This is a genomic window from Pseudarthrobacter scleromae (assembly GCF_014644515.1).
Lineage (GTDB): Bacteria > Actinomycetota > Actinomycetes > Actinomycetales > Micrococcaceae > Arthrobacter > Arthrobacter scleromae.
Genome location: NZ_BMKV01000004.1, coordinates 421,018 through 442,037 on the forward strand (window position 1 = coordinate 421,018; position 21,020 = coordinate 442,037).

A 21,020-nucleotide genomic window follows, 5' to 3' on the forward strand; every position below is an offset into this window, starting at 1 on the left:
TTACAAGCTTATCTAATTACTATATAGACTAGCGAAGGAGAGGAGGAACCATGGGCACACCTACGTACCATCCGGCCGCCGTCGCCCTTCAGGCCGTGCTGGCACTGGCCAACGAAACCGAACGCGAAGTGGCAGGCAGGCTGGGGTTGAACCTCACCGATTACCGCGCCCTCTCCGCCCTGTCCCAGTCCGGACCCATGACGGTGGGAACCCTCGCTGTGAAGTTGGGCGCCACGGCCGCCACAACCACTGCGATCGTCAACCGGCTGCAAACCCGCGGCTACGCCGAACGCCTCCGCAGCGAAGGCGACCGCCGCCATGTCCACGTCAGCGCCACGGCCGCGGCATCCCGGGACATCATGCACCTGATGCGGCCCCTCATGGACGCCACCAACCGGCACATCGAATCGCTGCCGGCCGCCCAGCAGGACGCCGTGGCCGGGTTCCTCCACACCGCCCAGCGCCTAATGCAGGACCACCTGCACACGCTTACACCAAAGGACACCGCTTGAGAGAGTTCTCCACCCCGCTGCTGGTTGAACCGTCCAGCCACCGGAACGCCACGGAGCTGCTGATGCAGCGGTTCAGGACGTCCCCGGACCACGTTGCCTTCGAGGTGCGGACCCCGGGAGGCGCCATCACGGATCCGTGGCGCCAGGTGACCACCCGGCAGTTCGTCGGGGAGGTGCGCGCCCTGGCCAAAGGCCTCATCGCCGCCGGACTGCAGCCCGGCGAATCCCTCGCCATCATGTCCCCCACCCGGTACGAGTGGGCGGTGGCGGACATGGCTGCGTGGTTCGCCGCCGCCGTCGTGGTCCCCGTCTACGAAACCTCCGCCCTGCCCCAGGTGGCCGCGGTCCTGGACGACGCCGCCGTCCGCCTGGCCGTCGCCGGCACCGCCGGGCATGCCCTCCTGCTGGAACAGGGCTTTGAACAGGCCGGGCGGACCAACCTGGGCGTCTGGACCATGGACGCACGTCCCGGTGCGGACCTTGCCGAGCTGACGCAGCGCGGCGCCGCCGTCCCGGACAGCGCCGTTGAGGAGCGGCGCCTGCTGCCGGACCTGAACTCGGTAGCCACCATCGTCTATACCTCCGGCACCACCGCCGCTCCCAAGGGCGCCCTGATCACCCATGGCAATTTCGTGGGCCAGGTGCTCAACGTGGGCGCCGCCTACACGGGTGTGGTCCGCGAAGGCGGCAACACCGTCATCTTCCTGCCCATGGCCCACGTGCTGGCCCGCGGCCTGCAGCTGATCTGCCTGGCCAACGGCATGCGCATCGCCCACCTCTCCGATCCCAAGGACGTGGTGCCCGCCCTGGGCGTCCTGAAGCCCACGTTCCTGGTGGTGGTCCCCCGCGTGCTCCAGAAGATCCAGGCGTCCGCTGCCGCCGCCGCGGCCCGGAAACACCTTGGGCGGGTGTGGGCTGCGGCGCAGCAGGCCGCTGTGGAGTGGGGCCGGTTCGCCGAAGCGCACGACGCCGACCCCTCCGTCCGCGCCCCGCTTGGCCTGCGTGCCAGGCACGCCGTGTTCGACCGCCTCTTCTACGCCCGGCTCCGCGCGCTGGTGGGCGGCCGCCTGGACTACCTGCTCTCCGGCGCGGCCGCGCTGGACGCCGAGCTGTCCCTGTTTTTCCGCGGCCTGGGCCTGCCCGTCATCGAGGGCTACGGCCTCACGGAAACCACCGCGCCGCTCACCGGGAACATGCCGGACGCCATCAGCGCCGGCACGGTGGGCGTCCCGATGCCCGGAACCGCCGTGCGCATCTCGGACCGCGGCGAGGTACTCGCCCGCGGCGTGGGCGTGTTCGCCGGCTACCGCAAACCGGCGGACAACCAGGACGCGTTCACGGACGGGTACTTCCACACAGGGGACCTCGGAGAGCTCGACGAACTGGGACGGCTCACCCTCAAGGGCCGGATCAAGGACGTGATTGTCACCGCCGGCGGCAAGACCATCACCCCGGCCATCTGGGAAGGCTATGTGGAGGGCGATCCGCTCGTGGCCCACGCCGTCATGGTGGGCGAGGGCAAACCGTACCTGGGCGGGCTGGTGCTTCTGGACCCCGAGTCCGTCACCGCATGGGCCGAGCGCCAGGGCATCAACGATCTCGCCGGGCTGCGGATCCCGGACGACGGCGGCGCCGTCCAGATCGAGGATGCGCGCCTCCTCAGCACCATTGGCAAGGCGGTCACTGCCGCGAACGCCAAGCTGGCCCGCTCCGAGCAGGTGCGCACGTTCGTGCTCCTGCTGGCCGACCTCAGCGAGGCCAACGGAATGGTCACACCCACCATGAAACTCAAACGCACTGCTTTCACCGAACGCGCCCGCCACATCGTGGAGAACCTCTACGCCGAGTCAAGGAGCCAAGCATGAACACCCGGACCAAGAGATGGCTGATTTCCTACGCGGTCACCGCCGTGATCTTCGCTGTGCTGGACCTCGTCTGGATCAGCTTTGTGGCGAGCAACCTCTACCAAAGCCAGATCGGCCACCTGATTGCCCCCAGGCCCAACGCTGCCGGAGCCGTGGCCTTCTACCTCATCTTTGTGGCCGGGATGGTGCACTACGGCGTCCGGCCCAACGACGCACACGCCACCATGCGGCAGCGGGTCACGGGCGCGGCGCTGTTCGGCTTCTTCACCTACGCCACCTGGGCGCTGACGGCGTTTGCCGTGCTCAAGGACTTCCCCGCCGTCGTCGCCGTAACGGACATCCTCTGGGGTGCCGCGGCCTGCAGCCTGGTCACCTGGCTGACGGCCACCGTCCTGCGCCGGTTCCTGGCGAAGGACCGCGCGTCCTGACCAACCCGCCCCTGGCCAGCGCACTCCTGGCCACAGCAGGAACCACCAGGGGCGGGTCCGACGGCGGCACGCAGCACCCGCCGTCGTCATTCCGTTAAGCGTCCGCGACGTCCTGCAGCACCTCGTTGTGGCGGAGGAACCACGGCTTGAACGGCGGATCAAAGCGGGCGAACCGGGGCGGACCCACCGGCGCCAGCCCCACCAGGTTCAGCGCGGCCTGCAGCCCCTCGTTGTACCGGGCAAACGCAGCCTCCGAACCGCTGCCCGAGAACCGGACAACCGCGGTCAGGGAGCCGGGGACCGGACGGATTTTCACGTCGGGATTCTGCGGCACGGGCGCCGTCTCTGCAGTGACGCCCGTGGGCAGAACAAACGCAACAGAAAAATCAGTGGGTGCACCGCCCTGCAGCGGGCCGCTCTGGAGCACGGGGGCGGTCATTGCCAGCTTCTGCGAGGCCCCGGGCGCCTGGATAACGGGCGCCGTCATGGCAAGCTTCTGCCGTGCGGTGTTGCTGCCGCTGATGTAGTTGAAGAGGTGCCGGAAGGCGGCGTTCCCGGCACGGTCAAAAGTCGCGTTGACCTGGACTTCCGCCACAGCATAGGCGGGATAGCGGCGCAGCTCGAAGTGCGGGTATCGCCTCACGAGCTCATAGGGTTGCTGTTCTGTCATGGTCCCTCAGACCCTACGCCGCAAAGCCCCGGAGCGTAACCCGCGGCTTCATTCGGTAGTGTCTGATCATGGACGGTGCCACCCTGCTCAATTTTCTGTTGGTCCTCTTCTTTGTGCTGCTGGGCGGGGTGTTCGCCGGCACGGAGATGGCGCTGGTGTCCCTCCGCGAGAGCCAGGTCCGGCGGTTGGAGAAATCCGGGAAGCGCGGGGCGCGGATCGCCGCACTGGCGGGCAACCCCAACCGGTTCCTGTCCACCGTCCAGATCGGTGTCACCCTGTCCGGATTCTTCTCCGCCGCCTATGGCGCCTCCACCATCGCGCCGGACGTCGAGCCCCTCCTGGAAGGCATCGGCTTCGGTTCCGCCGCCGAACCAGTCGCCTTCATCGGCATGACGCTGCTGGTGGCGTACCTTTCCCTTGTGCTCGGCGAACTGGTGCCCAAGCGCCTGGCCATGCAGAGCGCCGTCGGCTTCACCAGGGTCCTGGCACCGCCGCTGGGCGTCCTCTCCGACATCATGCGGCCCGCCGTCTGGCTGCTGTCCGTCTCCACGAACGCGGTTGTGCGGCTCTTCGGCGGCGACCCCCACGCCAAGCAGGAAAGCATCAGCTCCGAGGAACTGTGGGACATGGTGGCCGAGAGCGACATGCTGGAGGAACACAGCCGCAGCATCCTCAACGACGTGTTCGGCGCCGGCGAGCGCTCGCTGCAGGAGGTGATGCGCCCGCGCACCGAGGTGACCTTCATCAACGGCAGCATGAGCATCGCCGAGGCGCGCAGCATGGTGCGGGACGGCCCGTTCTCGCGCTATCCCGTCATGGACAAAACGCCCGACGACGTCCTGGGCTTTGTCCATATCCGGGACCTCATGCCCCGCGACGGAGAGTACGACGACGGTCCGGTCCGGGGTATCGCGCGGGAGATCCTTCCGTTGCCGGGCACCAACAAGGTGCTGCCCTCGCTGTCCCGGATGCGCCGGCTGGGCCAGCACATCGCGCTGGTGGTGGACGAGTACGGCGGCACGGACGGCATCGTCACGCTCGAGGACCTGGTGGAGGAGCTGGTGGGCGAGATCTACGACGAGTACGACACCGGCGTGGACGCCGAGGACCGCATCATCCGGGCCAACGGGACGGTGGACGTGGACGGCGCCCTGATCCTGCAGGAGTTCGAAACCGCATCCGGCATCGAACTGCCGGAGGGCCACTACGAGACCGTGGCGGGGTACGTCATCGACCGCCTGGGCCGGCTCCCCCGGGTGGGCGACAGCGTGGAGGTGGCCGGCCACGTGCTCACCGTGACGGCGATGGACCGGCTGCGCATCTCCCGGATCCGGGTGACTCCCGCGGACGGACAGGCGGCTTTCTAGGGGCCGAAGATGGTGTCCTCTGTCCCCATCATTGTGCTCGAATCCATTCGTCGCGATTCGAGTCTCGCTGCCATTGCTGCCGGGGTCCGATCCATTCACGCGCTACGTCCGTCAGCCAGATCGTGCTGTCGGGGTCCCAGCCCGCAATGACCGTTGCTGTTTCAGGATCGACCTGAAGTGGGCGCCCCGCGGCATTCAGGTAGCCCATGACTGTAAGGTGCATGGCGTCCCACTCGCCGGTGGCTTTTTCCCAGTCCGGGATTACCCATCTTCCATGCCGTCCGGTGGTGTGGAACCAGTCATGCCGCCTGGACGCTGTGACTTCCAGCGGGAACTTGCGGCAGAGCTCTACCCAGTCCCCTGCCGTATTTATCTCAAGTACCTTGCCGGATCCGCGAACGGGAATCGTCGTCGCGTGCTCCCACCCCAGAGAATCTTCCACCAAACTAAGCCCAGCCGGGAGTTGCCCGACGGTTTGGATCAGACCGTGCGGGATGGACCACCACGTTCCCGAAACGTTAGCGGTGGGGTCGCTGGGGCGTTCTCGCGCCGCCGCTACTTCCTCCGCGCGTTCCTTACGCGCCCATTCTGCCAGCGTCTTTCCTGGGTTTTTCGGTAGGGGTGCTGGATCGTCGGCAAGGCGCCAGTCGATCGCCCACTGCTCTATCTGGCGGGGCTGCCAGCACCACTGCATATGGCGTGCAGCCATGAACTGTTCGGCGACCGGGGACAACGCCTCAGCTACTACCGGGAGTCCAGCCAGGACGTCTTCGCCATCGGGCGGTTGCCAATATTTTGCACTGTCAACGGACCGCTCAAGAGCGGCCTGCATCAGGTTGTCATCGAGGTTTGAGAAGTCCGTGAATTTGAGCCTTTCCGCAAAGCTCTCCACAGACGGGGCAGGGGGCCGAGGCTCGGTGTCACTGGCGGGAGCAGCGTTCAAAAGAACCCGTGATACCCCTCTGCCGCCTTCAAGTTCCTGGGCCAACCGGAACGCCGCATAGCGGATCTCCGAATCCACCTGCAGTGCCAGTTCAAGACACAGGCGGCGGCCTCGGGGCCCCTGCAGAATTCTGTGACGTTTGGCCGGGAGCATTAGCTCTCCAAAGGCGCCGGCGGAATGAGTCCATGAAAGGACTCCATCCGGGACTCGAATTCGTTGCGGTCTTCCGCTGCCAGAAGACCGTTAGCTCCGTAGCTCAGCGCCATCGTATTCATCTGCCACTGTGCTCCTTCTGGCGGCCGAAGCCGTTCTGTGAAGGTGCCCTTGGCGTCCTTCGAGAGATCCTGGAACCTGAAGGCCAGCCACTGACCGGCACGGCCCAGCGCCACACCGGAAACAATAACCTGTTGGTCGGGAGTGAGACCTCCAAGATCCCGGATGCGGTCTTCGGCAGACCAGCTTTCCAAGCCATCGATTGCCAGCGCGTCAAAGCCGTATCGGCGGGCCACCTCTTCGATGATGCTAATTGCCCTTTGCTTTTCCTCCCACGTCTGCGGCACGGTGATGCTCTGGGATTCGGGACCGTTGACATTTATTAAGAGGGACTCGCCTCCATAATGGTTCTCGATAGGCCTATGAAACGGGCTGCCGCCCTTGTCGGCCACCGGGGCCCATTGGAGCCGGAGTTCCTCCGAGAGAGCAGCCTTAATCTCGGTGATCATCGTCTGCCCGGCGTCGTAGCCCTGCTGCGGAGTGGGGCCGTCCAGAACCTGTTGGGGATCGATCCCCGCGACACCCGGATATTCTCGCCAATATACGGTTCGTTCTGTACCGTCGGCGTTCTTGACTACTGTGGTCCGCCCAACGGCGTTATCAAACATGTGGTGAATGACGCTGGCAACGGGAACCGCAGCTATCACGCCAACAATCAGGATCGCCGCAAGGATCCACCAGCGCCGGTGGCCGCGCAACCTGGTCTGCGACATCTACCAGCACCCCCATACTGTAGTAGCCACGACACTACAGCGAACCGGGGCGCCTACGCACCCGCCAGGTTTTCCAGGACACCAAGCGCGACGGCGGTCCCGTCCTCTGCGCGCACCAGCTCACCGGTGCGCGCGGCCTGGCCACGGCAGCTTCCTGCCTCGCCAAGGGCACGGGCCAGCTTGTCCGCGGTGAGTTTCCGGTATGGGACGGGCTGTGGGCCGAGGCCGCGCCGGTGCAGGACAGCTCCCCAGAACGGCTGGTCAGCGATGAACGGCACCACCACGGACGGAACCCCTGCCCGCGCCACGGCATGGACCGTTCCTGCCCCGCCGTGGTGGATGGCGGCCGCGGCGCGTGGCAGGACCAGGTGGTGGGCCACCGATTTTCTGACCAGGACGTCGCCGCCCATCGCAGCCGCCGGAACGTCGATACCTCCCCAGCCCGTGGCAACCAGCGCCCGCAGGCCGTTCCTCCGGGCCGCCTCAAGAATCGACCCGCCCCGGGCCCCGGCGTCGCCGGCCTTCATGGACCCGAACCCCGCGTACACAAAGTCCCCGCCGTCCAGGAAAGCCGACAGCTCGTCGTCGATCTCCGCGGCCGCGGGCTTTTCGGCCCAGTGGCCCGTAAGGTGCACCGACGCCGGCCAATCGGACGGGCGGGGAAGCAGGTGGGGACTGACGGGGATCAGTGTGGCGCGGGTTTCCGTTGCCGGCGTTCGCACTGGCGGCAGCAGGTCCAGGGCAGCTTTCAGTTCCCGCCTGAACATCAGTGTGGCCGCCCTCGCCGGTGCGTAGCTGGCCCGATTCAGCGGGCCCAGGCTGGCCGCTGGAATGATGGGCGACGGGAACTCCCAGGTGGGCGTCAGCGCAGGCACGGTCTCCACCAGCACTGACGGGACCCCCAGCCTGCGGGCCGCGGCCGGAGCACTGAGGACCTTCGGGTGATAGACCACCACATCCGGGGCGTAGGCCACGATATGCTCCACGGCCGCGGAGAGAAGCTGGCCAACGGCGGGCCGGATCACTGTCCGGAAGGTCCTGGCCGCAGCCCGGGGAGAAACCCCCTGGTCACTGACGAGCCGGGCGAAGTCCATGCGCAGGCTGACGGTGTCCAGACCGGCCGTGTCCGCGCCGGAATTCTCCGGAATGGCAATCCGGACCTGGTGCCCCCGGGCCACGGCGGCACGGGCCAGGGCAAAGAAGGGTTCCACGTCGCCGCGCGTCCCCGCGGTCAGCAGCATCATCTTCATGGCTTCATGGTCCGTCCCGTCGTGTGAAATGCAGGCATCATGCTGCCAGGTCCCGCCTGCGCAGGGAGTAGGCGGCCAGCGCAGCCCCGGCCGCCGCCACGAGCAGCAGGCCCGCCGCCCCCGCTTGGTTGAAGGATTCCACCGGCATGGCGGAAGAGTGCCGGAACGGGCTCGCGTCCTGCAGCCACGCCGGCAGGCCGAACAGCTCCCCGAACTCGCCCAGGACTATAGCCACAGCAAGCACGCCCCATGCCACCAGGATGCTTAGCCGCGGTGCCAGCGCGAAGGCGGCCGCGGCCGCGGCCAGGAACACCAGGGCTGCGGGGACATGCGCCAGCGCCGCCGGCACCAGTGACCAGGCGGGCCCATCGGAGGTCCCTGAGACAGCCAGGCCGACGGCGGCAGCGGCTCCCGCCGTCGTGGAGACCACGGCGGCGGAGACCGCGGCGACGAACAGGTTGGCGCCCAGCCAGCGGGCCCGGGATACCGGCGCTGACAGGAGGATCTCCGCCCTGCCTTCCGCCTCTTCGGCACGCATCCGGAGGACTGCCTGGATCCCGGCGGCGGCCGCGAACACCCCGGCCATGCCCAGCAGCGCCGTGACGAACACGTCGATCAGTCCGGCCTGCCCGCCGGGCACCAGCCGCTCGATCATCTCCTTCACCGGCCCCAGGCTGGATACCGTCTCAGTGACTGCCGGGCCAAGGGCACCCGCCACGGCACCCAGGGCTGCCGCCGCGATGCACCAGCCAGCCACCGTGGCCCGCTGAAGGCGCCACGCCAGGCCCACAAAGGAGGTGCCGCCCACCCCTGCGTGCTCCCTGCCGGCGCGCTCGGGCAGCAGGCTGGCACCCACGTCCCGCCGCCGTCGGACCATCACCGACACGGTGCCCAGGACGGCCGCCGCAGCCAGCGGAACCAGCAGGAACGCAAGGTCCGGGCTGGTGAACGGCCGCGTGCGCTGGCCCCAGCCGATGGGCGAGAGGAGCGACGGCCAGGCACTCGTAACGTGCAGCAGGTCAGCTGAGGGGGTCCCAAGCGCGTCTCCGATTCCGCGGACCAGGTAGGCCACGCCGACCAGTCCCGCGGCGGCACCGTTCGCGCTCCGTCCCGAGGGCAGTGCCTGTGCGGCCACGGCCGCAAGTGCCACAAAGAAGATGCCCACGCCCCCGACGGCGGCACCAGCCGCAGCCGAACCGGCCGCGGGCAGTCCGGCCGCAACAAAGGCACCGGCCACAAAGACGGCCAGCACCAGGTTGGCCGCGGTTCCCAGCAGCAGCGTTGCCGCCAGGGACGCGGCCCGCGGGATGGGCACCGAACCGAGGAGTTCGGCCCGTCCCAGCTCTTCATCCGAGCGCGTGTGCCGCACCACCAGGAAGGTGCTCATCAGGCCGGCCAGGACTGCGGTGAACGCGTAGCCCTGGAAGAACACCACCGCGCCCACGCCGGTTCCGTCCGGCAGGCCGCGGAGGAAGAGGAACGCCGGATTCGCTGCCGCCAGGGTGAGGATGGCAGCCTGCGCTGCCTCATCCCCGAACTGGGTGGCAACGGCGGTGGAGGTGGCGAAACTGAGCAGGGTGATGCCCAGGATCCAGACCGGCAGCGCCACCCTGTCCCGCCGGGCCTGGAACAGGAGCAGCCGCAGCACCCCGGACATCACAGCACCCCGCTGTCCGTGCGCTCGCTGCTGTCCTTGCCGTTGCCGGCCCGCTTTCCACCCGTCTGCTGTCCCCCGTTGCCGTCGCTGTAGTGGCGCAGGAACAGCGACTCCAGCGACGGCGGAGCCACCGACAGGCCGCTAATCCCCGGTTCCGCGATGCCGGCCAGGACAGCCCCGAGGTCCCCGGGGTCGGCGTCGAACTCCGCGGCGCTGCCGGCGATGCTCACCCCGTGGGCGCCGGGCATCCCAGCCAGCCGTGCCGGATCAGCCAGCCCGGTGACGCGGAAATGCGTGCGCTGCAGGTGCCGCAGCTCGCCCAGGGTGCCTGTTTCCACGGCTGTCCCGGCACGGATGATGGTCACCCGGTCACAGAGCTGTTCCACTTCGCTGAGGATGTGGCTGGACAGCAAAACGGTGGCTCCATCCCGGCTGACCCGCGCAATCTGGCGCCGGAACACGGCATCCATCACCGGGTCCAGGCCGGCGCTCGGCTCATCCAGCAGGTACAGCCGCGCAGGGCGGGCAAAGGCCGCTATCAGGGCGACCTTCTGCCGGTTGCCCTTCGAATAGGTCCGGGCCTTCTTGCGGGGATCGAACTCGAACTCCGCGATGAGGTCGCGGCGCAGCTCGTCGTCGGCACCGCCGCGCAGGCCGGTGAGGAGGTCGATAACTTCGCCGCCCGAGAGGTTCGGCCACAGGCTCACGTCGCCCGGAACGTAGGCAACGTCCCGGTGCACGGCCACCGGGTCGGCCCACGGGTCCAGCCCGAAGACGCGGGCGGTGCCCGCGGTAGGGCGGATCAGGCCCAGGAGGATCCGCAGCGTGGTCGATTTGCCGGCGCCGTTGGGACCCAGGAATCCGTGCACTTCCCCCGGCGCCACGCTCAGGTTGAGGCCGTCCAGCGCCCGGGTCCTGCCGAAGTCCTTGACCAGGCCGCGGGCTTCAATAACGGGTTGTGCTGCTGCATTCATCGGCAGTCCGCTCCTTGGCTCGTCACGCGAACGCCCCTGGCGGCGCCAAAGCGTTCCGCAGGCATTGACTGCGGGCCGACCAGGCTTCCCGGCTCTCCGATCCACAGCATACAAGCGCCCGCACCGGCGAGGAAGAGCCGTACAGTACTGGCGCCGTGGCGCGTTTCCAGGGCAGCACCGGGGCCTTCAGGCCACCAGCCTGGCCACCAGTTCGCCGCGGCTGCCCACACCCACCTTCTCGAAGAGCGACTTCAGGTGGTCATGCACAGTGTGCGGCGAGATGAACAGGTGCCGGGCGATGTCCGCCGTCGGGTTTCCGGACAGCACCTCCTGGCAGACCTCCTGCTCGCGTGCCGTGACGCCGTACGCGGCCAGCAGCAGGGTGGCCAACTCGTGGGTGGTGGCGGGCTCCACGGTGACCACCATCTGCTCGGGATCGTCACCGGTGATCAGGCGGCTGGCCTGCAGCACCACCCAGTTGTTCCCGGCGTCGCGCATCCTGGCCCGGGCCGTGCCCGAAACGGCCGCGGAAGCCTGCGCCACCACCGAATACAGCACCATGCTGAAGCGGCCCGGTGAGGCGTCCTCCACCTCCGCCAGCCAGGAAGCGGCGGCGGGGGTTGCCGCCTTCAGTTCCCCGTGCCGGCCCGCTATCACAATCACGGGTCCGACGGCGGCGGCCCTGGTTGGGTGCCCTGCCCTCACCGCGATCCTGGTGACGGCCGCCAGGGTGGCTGTCACCGCCGCCAGGAATTCCACCTCGCGGTCCGTGAAGTCCCGTCCGGCATCGCGGAAGATGCTGCCCACACCCCAGCAGGTATCGTCCACCCGGAAGGCCGCCCTCAGTTCGTGCTCCAGGCCCTGCGGTTTGAGCAGGTCATTGATCCGGACACTGCGGACCACCTCCCGGTGCGGGGCGTCGGACATGCGTGCAATGGGACGGGGACGCCGCAGCAGCTGGGCGAAGGTGTTCGGTTCGTTGCCCGCATATTCCGTCTCGGCGAAGCGGGCCGAGTACTCCACGAATTCCTCTTTCCGCACCGGCCACGGCTTCCAGTTGGTGATGGACGTCATCACCAGGGTCTGGGGGTCGACGCCGGCCCAGCACCCCTGCTCGAACGGCACCGTCCGCTGCACCACGGCGAGCGCCGCAGGGTAGAGCTCCGCCAGGTTCATTCCGCTGGTGGCCAGGGCGGCGATGTCCCGCCGGGCACGCTCAGCGCGCTCCTCCCACATAGCTCCAGTATCCGCCCGTGTGGCCGCACCGCAATCCCCCAAAGCGGGGATTCCCAGAGCACCCCGGAACACCCTCGCAGGGGATGGGGAAGGTGAGCACCGCCGTCGTACTCTTCCCTCATGAACGCCGTATCCCAGATCTTCGCGGTCCTCGCCGCCGTGGTGTACATCGCGGTGTTTCCGCTGGAAAGCTTCCTGATGCACCGGCCGTGGGCGCAGAAGTTCCTGAGTACACCGCCGCGGAACGTTCCGGCCGTGATGATGTGGGCCATTCCCACCGGGTTCCGGAACCTGGTGATCGGCCTGGGAGTCCTGGCGGGGGTGGCCGCGGTGAACATGGGCTACGTGGTGGTGGGCTACACCCTGGTGGTCTACTGCTGCCTGAACATGGTGCTGACCGCTCCGGCCATGTTCCTGGCGGACATGCTGGGCCACTATCCGAAGAAGGGCGACAGCATCCCGGGCACCCTGGGCGCCACTGTTCCGGCCCTGCTGGCGCTGGTGACGCTGCCGTTCTGAAGCAGGGTAGCCGTGTCCGTTGACAGCAAATTGCGGCGGACGTGCAATTAAAGTGGTTCCGGCAGCAGCCGAAGCCAATCCACGAAGCGGCCCCCGCTTCCGTGAGGCCGCCCAAAAATTGGAGGTCCACAATGGGACAGGCACGCGAAGTCATGGACCGTCTCACCACGGCCATGGACGAAAAAGACAAAGAGACGCTGGCCCGGTGCTACGCCGCCAACGCTGTTGCCTACACCCCCGACGAAGGGGAACTGACCGGGCGCGACGCCATCACCAACTATCTCTTCCACTTCTGGGAGTCGATGCCCGACGTCCGGTATGAGCACGGTGACAGCTACGAAGCCGGGAACGTGGCCATTGACGAGGGTTTCGTCGTAGGGACGAACACCGGGCCGCTGAGCCTGCCGACCGGCGAGACAATGCCGGCGACGGGTAAGCAGATCAGGGTCCGCAGCTGCGACATCGCCCGGGTCGAAGGAGGCGAAATCACGTCCCACCACTTCTACTTCGACCAGGTGGAGTTCCTGGGACAGCTCGGACTGCTGCGCGAACTGACGTCGCACTGACAGGTGGGACGCCGGGACCAACCAAACGAAAATGCCGTGGACACCCTGCGAGGGTATCCACGGCATCGTGTTGCCGAGGGCTAATTCGACGATGGGCCCGTTCGGGCGCAAGCCTTATTTGTCACAACCGATGCCGTCGCCATCCCTATCTAGGTGCTTTCCATAGCCCGGTGTACCGGCATAGATGGGCGCTGCTCCTGCCGCTCGCGCCGCAGTGCAATTGGCATATTGGACGGACGACGGCGCGGGTGCAGCAGGTGCCGGTGCGGCGGGTGCCTGTTGTGCAGCCTGCTGGGCGGCCTGAGCAGCTACCGCCTCCGCTGCCTGCCGCGCTACTGCCTGTTCTGCGGCGAGCTGAGCGGCGGCTGCCTGGTCCGCTGCAGCCTTGTCCGCCGCTGCTTTCTCCGCCGCAGCCTGCGCTGCCGCGGCCTGCTCAGCGGCTGCCTTTTCTGCCGCCGCCTTCTCCGCGGCAGCCTTGTCCGCCGCCAGCTTGTCGAATGACGTGACGCCCAGTTTCACGGTGGAGCCCTTGGACACGCTTGCGCCGCCCGTGGGGTCCTGGGAGGTCACCTGCCAGTTTTTCTTCATCACGATCGTCTTGCCCTCGGCTGTATCCACGGCCTCAACATCGAGCCCGAGACTCTTCAATTGGTCCGTAGCCTTATCCAGGGTCAGGCCCATAACGTCCGGAAGCGTGACGGCTTCTTCAACTACCGCAACTGCGGTGGCGGTTTCTGCCTGCTGCACCGCCGCCTGCTGGCCACCGCATCCAGTGAGCATCAGACCGCTCAGCAGAACTAATGACAGTGTCTTCTTCAATGTTTCCCCCTAGGAAATGGTTGTGATGGTGATGCACATGGGGTGTGAGAACCCCAAGTCAGTGGGTCAGCGTTCGCAGGCCACGCCGTCAGAATCGCGGTCCAGGCCGGCCCGGTAACCTGCCTGGCCGGCGAAGATCGGGGCAGCACCGGCGGCGCGGGCAGCGGCACAGTTGGCGTAGTAGGCGGCGGCAGGTGCCGGGGCAGCGGGAGCAGGCACGGGCACCGCCGGTGCGGGCGCAACGGGAGCCGGCGGCACAGCAGCCTGCGCGGGCGGCGCGGCTACCGGTGCCTGAGCGGGCGGTACCGGTGGCTGCTCGGCCTGGGCTGGTTCGGGCGCTGGAGCAGCAGGAGCCTGGCTGGTTGGCGCCAGCTGGTCCGCGCAACTGGCCAGGATGGCGGCCATCGCGTTGTGCTCGGCCTGGGTGACCCACAGGCCGTACGTCGCTTTCACCGAAACCTGCCGGGCTACGTATTCGCACCGGAACCCCCTGTTCGGCGGCAGCCAGGTGGCGGCGTCGCCGTCGCCCTTCTTCTGGTTGGTGGGCCCGTCCGTCGCCTGCAGGTTCAGCGGATCGTTGGCGAACGCCGTCCGCTGTTCCGTGGTCAGCTGCTGGGCACCCTTCTGCCAGGCGTCGCTGAGCGCCACAACGTGGTCGATCTGGACCTTGCTGCTGGTCCCGCTCCCCCGCAGGAAGCTGATGGACGTTCCTGTGTACGGGTCGGCCAGCATCCCGGACTGCACCTTGCAGGGCACACTGTTCGTGAACGTGATACCCGTCAGGTCACGCTGGAGGATGTCATTCCGGGTGTCGCACCCGTTCCGGTCCACGTCCGCCCACGCCTGGCCGAACAAGGCGCGGTCATAGCCCGTCTTGGGCGCGCGGCCCTTGATGGGCAGGGTGACCAGCAGGTGGGCCGCCTTGGTGGCGAAGGCAGGCTGCGGCCTAGGAGCTTCCACCGTGGCACCCTCCGCCACCAGGGCAGTGGTCTCTGGATCCAGCGGCGCGCCCATGTCCCGGGCTGGTGGAGCGGACGACGGCGGCGGCGTGGCTGAGGGGGCCGTGCTGGCTGCGGAGGGGGCGGCCGTAGCTGTGCTCTGCGCGGCGGCGGGCTCCAGGTCTCCGGAGAATGCCTTAGGCAGCGAAGCGGCTCCGGCTACGAAGAGTGCCAGGGAGATCCCGAGTGCGATGGCGCCGGATTTCCGCCGTGGCCGCGGCCGCGGCCCGGGCGTCGAAGCCGACGGGGCAGGCCCCAGCCCGGTCCCATGGTTCGTCATTGATTTTTCCCCCAACAAATAAAGGCCCGGCAGCACGCCGGGCCTTTTGCTTAGCCACAAGTGGTTATGGTGAGGAGCCTATTTCCCGGGACACCCGGAAATGCGGAAACTGCGGGAAGCCTGAGGCAACGTTGATTCTGCCTTGATCCCGCCTTGATCTTTGGTGTAACACTGCGGACAAAAAGCCCTGCGCACCACGGTGCGGCGGCCGACGGCGGCTCGCGCCGCCGTCGTAACCTTCCCTTCGGGAACCGCCCCCTGAACTATGCGCGCTGGGCGATGTTGAGGATGTTGCCCTCGCTGTCCAGGAACCAGGCGCCCTTTCCGAATGAGTCGGTAGCCACGCCGTTTTCGGTCTTCAGGCCGGGGAAATCGTAGTCCTCGAACGTGACGCCGCGGCCGCGCAGTTCCTCCATATCGCGTTCAAGGTTGTCCGACTCCCAGCCCATCTGGGTGTTCTTTGCAGTGCCGGCGTTGTCGGTCTGGTAGATGAGGAAGCTGGTGCCGTTGCCGCAACGGTACATCAGGCTGTCCTCGATGGTTTCGGAGGGCTCCAGCCCCAGTTTGTCACGGTAGAAATCCTTGGCCCTGTTGATGTCCTTCGCGGGAAGAACAGCCATGATTGCTGAATCCTTGAGCATGGTGATTCCTTTGTGCACTTGTTCGCGCTGATGGCGGTTGCTCTCCCCCGGCTGCGCTCCCCGGGGCATTCCGGTGCGGAGCGCATGGCCGCCCTTCGCGCCACTGCCGGGGCGGCCACCTGGAACTCTGCGTGCCCCGCCAGCCATCAATGGCGCCAGGGTCCCCGAAGCCTACGAGGCCATTATGGAACCGAATTGCGCCCACGGAAATAGGGGATTTTTACTCGTCCTGCGGCGGTTTCAGGCCCCTGGCGTACGCGGCTTGTCCAACGTGCTGGAGGCAGTCGGCGAGGGTGCTGACAAGCCGCACACCGAGCGTGACGGGCGGGTCCCAGCGCGTGTCGACAACACGGTCAAGGTCGCCATCACCGAGGGTCTCCAGGAAGTCCACGGTCTGCCGGTGGACGGCGTTGTAGTAGTCCAAAAGCAGTCGCGGCTCGGCGCGCACCGCGTCCACCTGCTCCCTGGAATGTCCATACCCGGTGTCTTTCCGGGGCAACGGCAGGCCGAAGCGGCCCACAAAATCCTGCGCGGTCCACACCTGCTCGCGGCCGGCGACGTCCGCCACCTGCGCATCCTCCACGCGGCCCAGGTGCCAGGCCAGCCAGGCGATCGAGTTGCCGGTGCCGCCTGGCCGCTGGGCCAGCGTCCCGCCGTCGAGCCCTTCAAGGGTAGCCTCCAAGGTCTCCCGGACCCGGCCAAAGGCGTCCAGCAGCAGTTCGTTGGTTTTCACGGTTCCCTTCCTGCTTCTCTTCCCTAAGGGCCGCGTGGACCCCTGCGTTATTTCCGGATCTCCGCCCGCCGCAGCCGGACCATCTCCTCCACCACGTCCTCGGGGACGGGATGGTCCGGGGTGAAGCGGACTGTGCCCTTGGACAGTGAGAAGCCCTCCAGCCTGGGTGCGACGGCGTCCACCACCTCGGGCGAGAACGGGAAGATGGACAGGTGTTTGGCGGCCGCCACCACGCCGATCAGCGGTTTGCCGTCCAGCTTCAGGGCAGGCATCCCGTAGCTTCGGCCTTCCTCGGCGTCCGGGACGATGCGCTGCGCGGCCGCGATAACCCGCTGCAGGCAGCCGCGTTCAGGCTCAGCCATGGCGGCAAGGGAATCGGCAACGTCACCCATGCGGACAGTCTAGACCCGGGCGTACGCCCGGCGACGCCGGGCTTTCGCGCTACGCTTTCGCAGCCCGGATCGCCTTACGCACCGCCGCCCCGACGGCCGAAATGACTCAGCCATGGCCCCACCCTATGGGCGTTGGGCCGCCGGCAACAGACCTGCCGCGCGGCTGGTCAGCCCTTGCGCGGTGGGGCCGTGGAGCCGCGCACCACCAGCTCGGTTCCCAGCTCGATCCGCTGGGGCAGTTCCTCGTCCCCGTCCAGGTGGCGGAGCAGGGCGCGCATGGCCGTCTCGGCCATCTGCACCACGGGCTGCCGGACTGTGGTCAGCCCCGGCTCCACCCACTCGGCCGCGGGGATGTCGTCAAACCCCACGATGGACAGGTCTTCGGGGACGCTCAGCCCAGCCGCGCGCGCGGCCCGGTAGGCACCCAGCGCCTGATCATCGTTGCCGGTGAAGATCGCGGTGGGCCGGTCCTCCAGCTGCAGCAGTTTTCGGGTGGCGGCCTCGCCGGACTCGATGGAGAAGTCGCCGGGAACCATCAGTGCAGGATCCACCTCAATCCCTGCCCGGCGCAGCGCGGAGCTGTAGCCGTCTTCGCGCGCGCTGCTGCACTGCAGGTCCTCGCGGCCGCCAATCATGCCGATCCGCTTGTGGCCCAGCTGCAGCAGGTGCTGCGTGGCCGAGTACCCGCCGTCCCAGTTGGCTGCGCCCACCGTCATCAGGTCCGGGCCGGGCTGCCCCACCGGATCAATCAGCACCACCGGGATGCCGAGCGACTTGATCCGCTGGATCTGCTTGGCGTCCAGCTGGTAAACCGCCATCAGCAGGCCGTCCGACTTCCGCTCGGCAACGTTCGCCAGCCACGGGCGGATGCGCGAGCCGTCCAGGCTGAGGCTGCTCACCACCGTGCCGTAGCCGGCAAGCTGCGCCACGCGCTCAACGCCCTCGATGATTTCCAGGGCCCATTCGGAGCCCATTCCCGGAAACACCAGGTCCACCAGCCCGGCCTTCTTCCGCTGCTTGGCCGGGCGCCGGGCATAGTCACGCCGGGCAATGATCTCCTCAACCCGGGCCCGGGTCTCCGCCGCCACATGGGCGTGCCCGTTCAGCACTTTGGAAACAGTGGGAACGGATACCCCGGCTTCGCGGGCAATCTCACTGATCGTGGCGCGTCCCGTGTCCTGCTTGCTCACCAAGCCGTCCTTTCGGCCGGGACAGCGCCCGGCTTAGCTATCGGAAAGTTCCCACGTCTGGATGCGGCCGCACATGCCGTAAACCCTGCGATTCTTCCGTTGCCCCATGGTAGTCCGCGCCTTGCCCAGGTAGAAACTTTCCGCCGCGTCCAGAGAGGCCAGCTGCTGCCGGGTGTTCTCCGCCTGCTCCGCTGCGCCTCCAGCCAGCACCTCGGCCCAGGCTGCGGTCCGGGGAGCCACCAGGCGGGCAGCCGCGGCATGGAACTCCGCGAGGGCCGCGGGCCCGGACTCAATCACGGCGGCTTTCAGCGCAAAGTACCCTTCCAGCGCCAAATCACGACGACGGCGGGCCGCTTCCTCCCCTTCGGCCAGTCCGGCGTCGGCATCCTTAATCTCCAGGGCGGCGGCCCTTCCGTACGATTCGGCGTCCGTGAGGTGCTCGGGCGGGAACGTCATGACGGCGTCCCCATTTTCCGGCAGCCCGGCGTTCTGCATCACCACCAGGACCTTGAGATCGCCCGAGTCATTGATGGCGCGGTGCACCGTTCCGGGGGTGAACCACAGCACCACTCCCGGCTCCAGCGGCGTGGAGGTGAAGCCGTCCGAGTTCAGGGTCTCCAGCCGGCCTGTGCCTTCCAGCACCACATAAGCTTCCGTGGAGGCGGTGTGCATGTGCGGTGAACCGCCGGCGCAGCCGTCCGCGCCGGGCCAGTCATAGATGGTGACCTCGGACAGTCCGGTGGCCCCGGGGAAAGTGGACGCCACCGCTATGCCCAGCTTTCCAGTGCCTGCTGCGCCGCCCCGGCCAGGGCCCCGGCACGCGCCTCGTCCACCGCGCCGTCGGCGATCACCACGGCGTAACGGTAGGTCAGCGGTGAGCCTTCCTCCAGCGGCACTTCCCGGCTGAAGAACGGGGCGGAGCCCAAGCACGCGAACATCGATGACCTGGCGAACCACTGGGCGGGGGCGCCCGGGTTGGTGCTGTCCTCCGTGAAGAGGATGGTGGAGGACCGGCATGTGTCGTCATGCTTCCCGGTGAAGGCGATCCACGGTGAGCGGGTTCCCATGAACTCGTCCCCGCCGGTTCCCTCCGGGCTGCGGAACTCACCGCCGGTAAAGGACCGCGGGCCGCGCCAGAACAGCCCGCCGTAGCCGGCGTTGTCCCGGCCTTCGGTGGTGGGGCTTCCGATGGTGATGACCTCGCCGGAAATGTTGCTCATTTCGGACTCGAACAGGATGGCGTAGGCGCCCTCCGTGCCTTCGGCGTCCAGGAGCCGGATGGTGAAACGGCGGTTCTCCGCGATGACCGGCTCGCCGTCCTGGGAGGTCCAGGTAAGGGATTCCGACGCCGTGATCCCGGTTTCAGTCTCATTGACCGCCGCGAATGCCTGGTGGGTCATGGCGCCGTTGTTGTCCAGGTTCGCGTACTCGGTGGCGCGGGTGTAGGTGGCGCCGCCCCAGAAATTGTGCTTTCCCACGTTGGGCAGGGCCCAGGACAGGCCCTTGTGCCAGACGTGGTCCCACGGGCGCGAAATGGTGACCTCGTCGCCGTCCAGGGTGGTGAGCGGGTGGAAGAACGGCCGGGGGCTTTCGTACTGGTCGTCGGTGGGCTTGTAGGTATAGGTGGCGATGGTCCGGCCGTAGGCGCTGAAGCTCAGGGCCGCGCCGTCGTCCAGGACGGCCAGCTGGCGGGTCGTGGTGGCTGCGGGGGTGGTCATAAGGAGTCTCCTTGAAAGGTGTGGATTGTCAGGCGCGGGCGGCGCGGAGTGCGGTGGCATCCAGCACTTCGGCGCCCAGTCCTTCGCCGTCCATGCCGGCGTAGAACGGATGGCCGGGGACGATGTCGCCGCGCCGGACCGGGGTGCCAGTGAAGGCGGAGGCGTAGATGGCGGCGGCAAGTTCCAGCGTCTGCCGTGCGGAGTCGGCGTCGGCTGGGAGGGGACGCCCGGCGTCGAGCGCGTCATACATGGCCAGGAACTGCGCCGAGTGCCCGCTCCCCCGTTCCAGCGGCTGCCCTGTCCACGCGTTGTTGACCTGTTCTTCGTGGCCGGGGGCGGCCGTGATGGTCCAGTTGTCGGTGCTGTAGCCGTAAAGGTGGCTCAGTTCCACGGTGGCGAACTCGCAGTCGATCCTGATGTCCGAGGTTTCCCGGGGTGACAGCAGCGAGTTGACGATGGTGGCCACCGCGCCGTTTTCAAACCGGACCAGCGCCGCGGACAGGTCCTCGGTGGAGGTGGCACGGTCCTGCCGGGTGGCAATGGCGGTGACTTCCGCCCACGGGCCCAGCAGGTGCAGGAGAAGATCGAACTGGTGGATGCCGTGGCCCATGGTGGGTCCGCCGCCTTCGGCGTTCCAGGTGCCGCGCCAGGGCAGGTCCCAGTAGCTGTCCGGCCGGTACCAGAGCGTGTCACAGCGGGCCACCAGAGGACGGCCGAATTCCGCGGCTCCGATCAGTTCCCTGGCAGCCGCCGACGCATCGCCGAAGCGGTGCTGGAAGACGCAGGAGAACTGTGCACCACCCTTTGCCTGCGCCTTCTCCAGCCGGTCAAAGTCAGCGAGGCTAAGCGCCGGCGGCTTCTCGGACAGGACGTGGACGCCCGCCTCCAGGCACTCGATGGCCTGGTCGATATGGAACATGGGCGGGGTGCAGAGATGCACGATGTCCGGTTTGGCCCCGGCCAGCAGGTCGGCGAGAGCGAGGTACCTGCCCTCAATGCCGTGCTGGCCGGCGAAGGCGTCCAGCCTGCCCTGGTCCACATCGCATGCAGCCACGAGCTCCGCCCTCCCGCCTGTCCGGGCAAGGTTGTCCGCGTGCACCGCCGCTATCCCGCCGGTTCCCACGATGGCCACTCTGTACGTCCGCATGATTTCTCCGTCGTTGCAGTAAATGTTGTTGCCGTAAAGGATTCGAAACTTTCTAAGGCAAATACAGAAGTTTCGAACACAAGGTTGAGCTTCTTTCCGCGCCTGCAATCAACCGTATGGAGCTTATTG

The 21,020-nt window shown here is 67.5% G+C and carries 22 protein-coding genes; 6 read left to right on the forward strand and 16 right to left on the reverse strand.

The genetic code is table 11. The features are described 5' to 3' along the window. Positions 1-50: 50 nt before the first annotated feature. From IEX33_RS12785 to IEX33_RS12795, 3 genes are read left to right on the forward strand one after another with little or no spacing between them, the layout of a single operon-like run. Positions 51-512 carry a MarR family winged helix-turn-helix transcriptional regulator gene (locus tag IEX33_RS12785; RefSeq protein ID WP_188730712.1) on the forward strand — a complete coding sequence of 154 codons (462 nt, stop codon included), beginning with the start codon at positions 51-53 and terminating at the stop codon, positions 510-512. Continuing rightward, on the forward strand, positions 509-2,377 hold the full coding sequence (locus IEX33_RS12790) for an AMP-dependent synthetase/ligase (RefSeq protein WP_377090803.1): 1,869 nt from the start codon (positions 509-511) through the stop codon (positions 2,375-2,377). Before IEX33_RS12785 ends, IEX33_RS12790 begins: the two co-directional genes overlap by 4 nt. Then, a complete protein-coding gene (locus IEX33_RS12795; RefSeq protein WP_104186296.1) occupies positions 2,374-2,805 on the forward strand; it encodes a DUF2177 family protein in 432 nt (143 codons plus the stop codon). Before IEX33_RS12790 ends, IEX33_RS12795 begins: the two co-directional genes overlap by 4 nt. Positions 2,806-2,899: 94 nt before the next feature. On the opposite strand, the gene IEX33_RS12800 is transcribed toward IEX33_RS12795, so the two are convergent. Next, positions 2,900-3,475 carry an SOUL family heme-binding protein gene (locus tag IEX33_RS12800; protein WP_188730714.1) on the reverse strand — a complete coding sequence of 192 codons (576 nt, stop codon included), beginning with the start codon at positions 3,473-3,475 and terminating at the stop codon, positions 2,900-2,902. Between the two features lie 68 nt (positions 3,476-3,543). Between IEX33_RS12800 and IEX33_RS12805 the strand changes: the two genes are divergently transcribed. Then, positions 3,544-4,842, forward strand: coding sequence for a hemolysin family protein (locus IEX33_RS12805; RefSeq protein WP_188730716.1), 1,299 nt, complete (start codon positions 3,544-3,546; stop codon positions 4,840-4,842). 28 nt (positions 4,843-4,870) lie between these two features. Here IEX33_RS12805 and IEX33_RS12810 read toward each other — a convergent pair whose 3' ends face one another. The 6 genes from IEX33_RS12810 to IEX33_RS12835 form a co-directional block, all read right to left on the reverse strand. Next, complete coding sequence (locus IEX33_RS12810; RefSeq protein WP_229675365.1) at positions 4,871-5,863, reverse strand: hypothetical protein; 993 nt, start codon at positions 5,861-5,863, stop codon at positions 4,871-4,873. A gap of 74 nt (positions 5,864-5,937) precedes the next feature. Then, complete coding sequence (locus IEX33_RS12815; protein WP_188730719.1) at positions 5,938-6,771, reverse strand: hypothetical protein; 834 nt, start codon at positions 6,769-6,771, stop codon at positions 5,938-5,940. A 53-nt stretch (positions 6,772-6,824) separates the two neighbouring features. Then, positions 6,825-8,021 carry a glycosyltransferase gene (locus tag IEX33_RS12820; protein WP_188730721.1) on the reverse strand — a complete coding sequence of 399 codons (1,197 nt, stop codon included), beginning with the start codon at positions 8,019-8,021 and terminating at the stop codon, positions 6,825-6,827. A gap of 37 nt (positions 8,022-8,058) precedes the next feature. Then, positions 8,059-9,678 (reverse strand): ABC transporter permease, encoded by a 1,620-nt coding sequence (locus IEX33_RS12825; RefSeq protein WP_188730722.1) that lies wholly within the window; start codon positions 9,676-9,678, stop codon positions 8,059-8,061. Then, positions 9,678-10,652, reverse strand: coding sequence for an ABC transporter ATP-binding protein (locus IEX33_RS12830; RefSeq protein WP_188730724.1), 975 nt, complete (start codon positions 10,650-10,652; stop codon positions 9,678-9,680). Before IEX33_RS12830 ends, IEX33_RS12825 begins: the two co-directional genes overlap by 1 nt. A 186-nt stretch (positions 10,653-10,838) precedes the next feature. Next, a complete protein-coding gene (locus IEX33_RS12835) occupies positions 10,839-11,888 on the reverse strand; it encodes a helix-turn-helix transcriptional regulator (protein ID WP_188730726.1) in 1,050 nt (349 codons plus the stop codon). A gap of 120 nt (positions 11,889-12,008) precedes the next feature. Between IEX33_RS12835 and IEX33_RS12840 the strand changes: the two genes are divergently transcribed. Together IEX33_RS12840 and IEX33_RS12845 are read left to right on the forward strand one after the other, a co-directional pair. Continuing rightward, positions 12,009-12,407 (forward strand): DUF1304 family protein, encoded by a 399-nt coding sequence (locus tag IEX33_RS12840; RefSeq protein ID WP_188730727.1) that lies wholly within the window; start codon positions 12,009-12,011, stop codon positions 12,405-12,407. A 131-nt stretch (positions 12,408-12,538) separates the two neighbouring features. Further along, complete coding sequence (locus tag IEX33_RS12845) at positions 12,539-12,973, forward strand: nuclear transport factor 2 family protein (RefSeq protein WP_188730729.1); 435 nt, start codon at positions 12,539-12,541, stop codon at positions 12,971-12,973. Between the two features lie 114 nt (positions 12,974-13,087). Here the strand turns inward: IEX33_RS12845 and IEX33_RS12850 are convergent, their stop codons facing one another. The 9 genes from IEX33_RS12850 to IEX33_RS12890 form a co-directional block, all read right to left on the reverse strand. After that, entirely contained in the window at positions 13,088-13,720 is a 633-nt protein-coding gene (locus IEX33_RS12850) for an excalibur calcium-binding domain-containing protein (RefSeq protein ID WP_229675366.1), read from the reverse strand. 138 nt (positions 13,721-13,858) lie between these two features. After that, the gene (locus tag IEX33_RS12855; protein WP_188730734.1) at positions 13,859-15,070 is read right to left on the reverse strand and encodes a GmrSD restriction endonuclease domain-containing protein; all 1,212 of its coding nucleotides are present in this window, start codon (positions 15,068-15,070) and stop codon (positions 13,859-13,861) included. A gap of 263 nt (positions 15,071-15,333) precedes the next feature. Next, entirely contained in the window at positions 15,334-15,711 is a 378-nt protein-coding gene (locus IEX33_RS12860) for a VOC family protein (RefSeq protein WP_188730736.1), read from the reverse strand. A gap of 220 nt (positions 15,712-15,931) precedes the next feature. Further along, positions 15,932-16,444 carry a mycothiol transferase gene (locus IEX33_RS12865; RefSeq protein WP_188730738.1) on the reverse strand — a complete coding sequence of 171 codons (513 nt, stop codon included), beginning with the start codon at positions 16,442-16,444 and terminating at the stop codon, positions 15,932-15,934. A 47-nt stretch (positions 16,445-16,491) separates the two neighbouring features. After that, the gene (locus IEX33_RS12870; protein ID WP_188730739.1) at positions 16,492-16,836 is read right to left on the reverse strand and encodes an iron chaperone; all 345 of its coding nucleotides are present in this window, start codon (positions 16,834-16,836) and stop codon (positions 16,492-16,494) included. 167 nt (positions 16,837-17,003) lie between these two features. Further along, positions 17,004-18,029 carry a LacI family DNA-binding transcriptional regulator gene (locus IEX33_RS12875; protein ID WP_188730741.1) on the reverse strand — a complete coding sequence of 342 codons (1,026 nt, stop codon included), beginning with the start codon at positions 18,027-18,029 and terminating at the stop codon, positions 17,004-17,006. A gap of 30 nt (positions 18,030-18,059) precedes the next feature. Continuing rightward, positions 18,060-18,791 (reverse strand): cupin domain-containing protein, encoded by a 732-nt coding sequence (locus IEX33_RS12880; RefSeq protein ID WP_188730742.1) that lies wholly within the window; start codon positions 18,789-18,791, stop codon positions 18,060-18,062. 2 nt (positions 18,792-18,793) lie between these two features. Next, complete coding sequence (locus IEX33_RS12885) at positions 18,794-19,744, reverse strand: DUF6807 domain-containing protein (protein WP_188730744.1); 951 nt, start codon at positions 19,742-19,744, stop codon at positions 18,794-18,796. A gap of 28 nt (positions 19,745-19,772) precedes the next feature. Continuing rightward, complete coding sequence (locus IEX33_RS12890; RefSeq protein ID WP_188730746.1) at positions 19,773-20,891, reverse strand: Gfo/Idh/MocA family protein; 1,119 nt, start codon at positions 20,889-20,891, stop codon at positions 19,773-19,775. Positions 20,892-21,020: the final 129 nt, after the last annotated feature.

Excerpts from the sequence above, each read along its gene's own strand:
- IEX33_RS12785 (WP_188730712.1), top strand. The coding sequence starts at position 51 with ATGGGCACACCTACGTACCATCCGGCCGCCGTCGCCCTTCAGGCCGTG.
- IEX33_RS12795 (WP_104186296.1), top strand. The coding sequence starts at position 2,374 with ATGAACACCCGGACCAAGAGATGGCTGATTTCCTACGCGGTCACCGCC.
- IEX33_RS12800 (WP_188730714.1), bottom strand. The coding sequence starts at position 3,475 with ATGACAGAACAGCAACCCTATGAGCTCGTGAGGCGATACCCGCACTTC.
- IEX33_RS12805 (WP_188730716.1), top strand. The coding sequence starts at position 3,544 with ATGGACGGTGCCACCCTGCTCAATTTTCTGTTGGTCCTCTTCTTTGTG.
- IEX33_RS12815 (WP_188730719.1), bottom strand. The coding sequence starts at position 6,771 with ATGTCGCAGACCAGGTTGCGCGGCCACCGGCGCTGGTGGATCCTTGCG.
- IEX33_RS12820 (WP_188730721.1), bottom strand. The coding sequence starts at position 8,021 with ATGAAGATGATGCTGCTGACCGCGGGGACGCGCGGCGACGTGGAACCC.
- IEX33_RS12825 (WP_188730722.1), bottom strand. The coding sequence starts at position 9,678 with ATGTCCGGGGTGCTGCGGCTGCTCCTGTTCCAGGCCCGGCGGGACAGG.
- IEX33_RS12830 (WP_188730724.1), bottom strand. The coding sequence starts at position 10,652 with ATGAATGCAGCAGCACAACCCGTTATTGAAGCCCGCGGCCTGGTCAAG.
- IEX33_RS12835 (WP_188730726.1), bottom strand. The coding sequence starts at position 11,888 with ATGTGGGAGGAGCGCGCTGAGCGTGCCCGGCGGGACATCGCCGCCCTG.
- IEX33_RS12840 (WP_188730727.1), top strand. The coding sequence starts at position 12,009 with ATGAACGCCGTATCCCAGATCTTCGCGGTCCTCGCCGCCGTGGTGTAC.
- IEX33_RS12845 (WP_188730729.1), top strand. The coding sequence starts at position 12,539 with ATGGGACAGGCACGCGAAGTCATGGACCGTCTCACCACGGCCATGGAC.
- IEX33_RS12855 (WP_188730734.1), bottom strand. The coding sequence starts at position 15,070 with ATGACGAACCATGGGACCGGGCTGGGGCCTGCCCCGTCGGCTTCGACG.
- IEX33_RS12860 (WP_188730736.1), bottom strand. The coding sequence starts at position 15,711 with ATGCTCAAGGATTCAGCAATCATGGCTGTTCTTCCCGCGAAGGACATC.
- IEX33_RS12870 (WP_188730739.1), bottom strand. The coding sequence starts at position 16,836 with ATGGGTGACGTTGCCGATTCCCTTGCCGCCATGGCTGAGCCTGAACGC.
- IEX33_RS12885 (WP_188730744.1), bottom strand. The coding sequence starts at position 19,744 with ATGACCACCCCCGCAGCCACCACGACCCGCCAGCTGGCCGTCCTGGAC.
- IEX33_RS12890 (WP_188730746.1), bottom strand. The coding sequence starts at position 20,891 with ATGCGGACGTACAGAGTGGCCATCGTGGGAACCGGCGGGATAGCGGCG.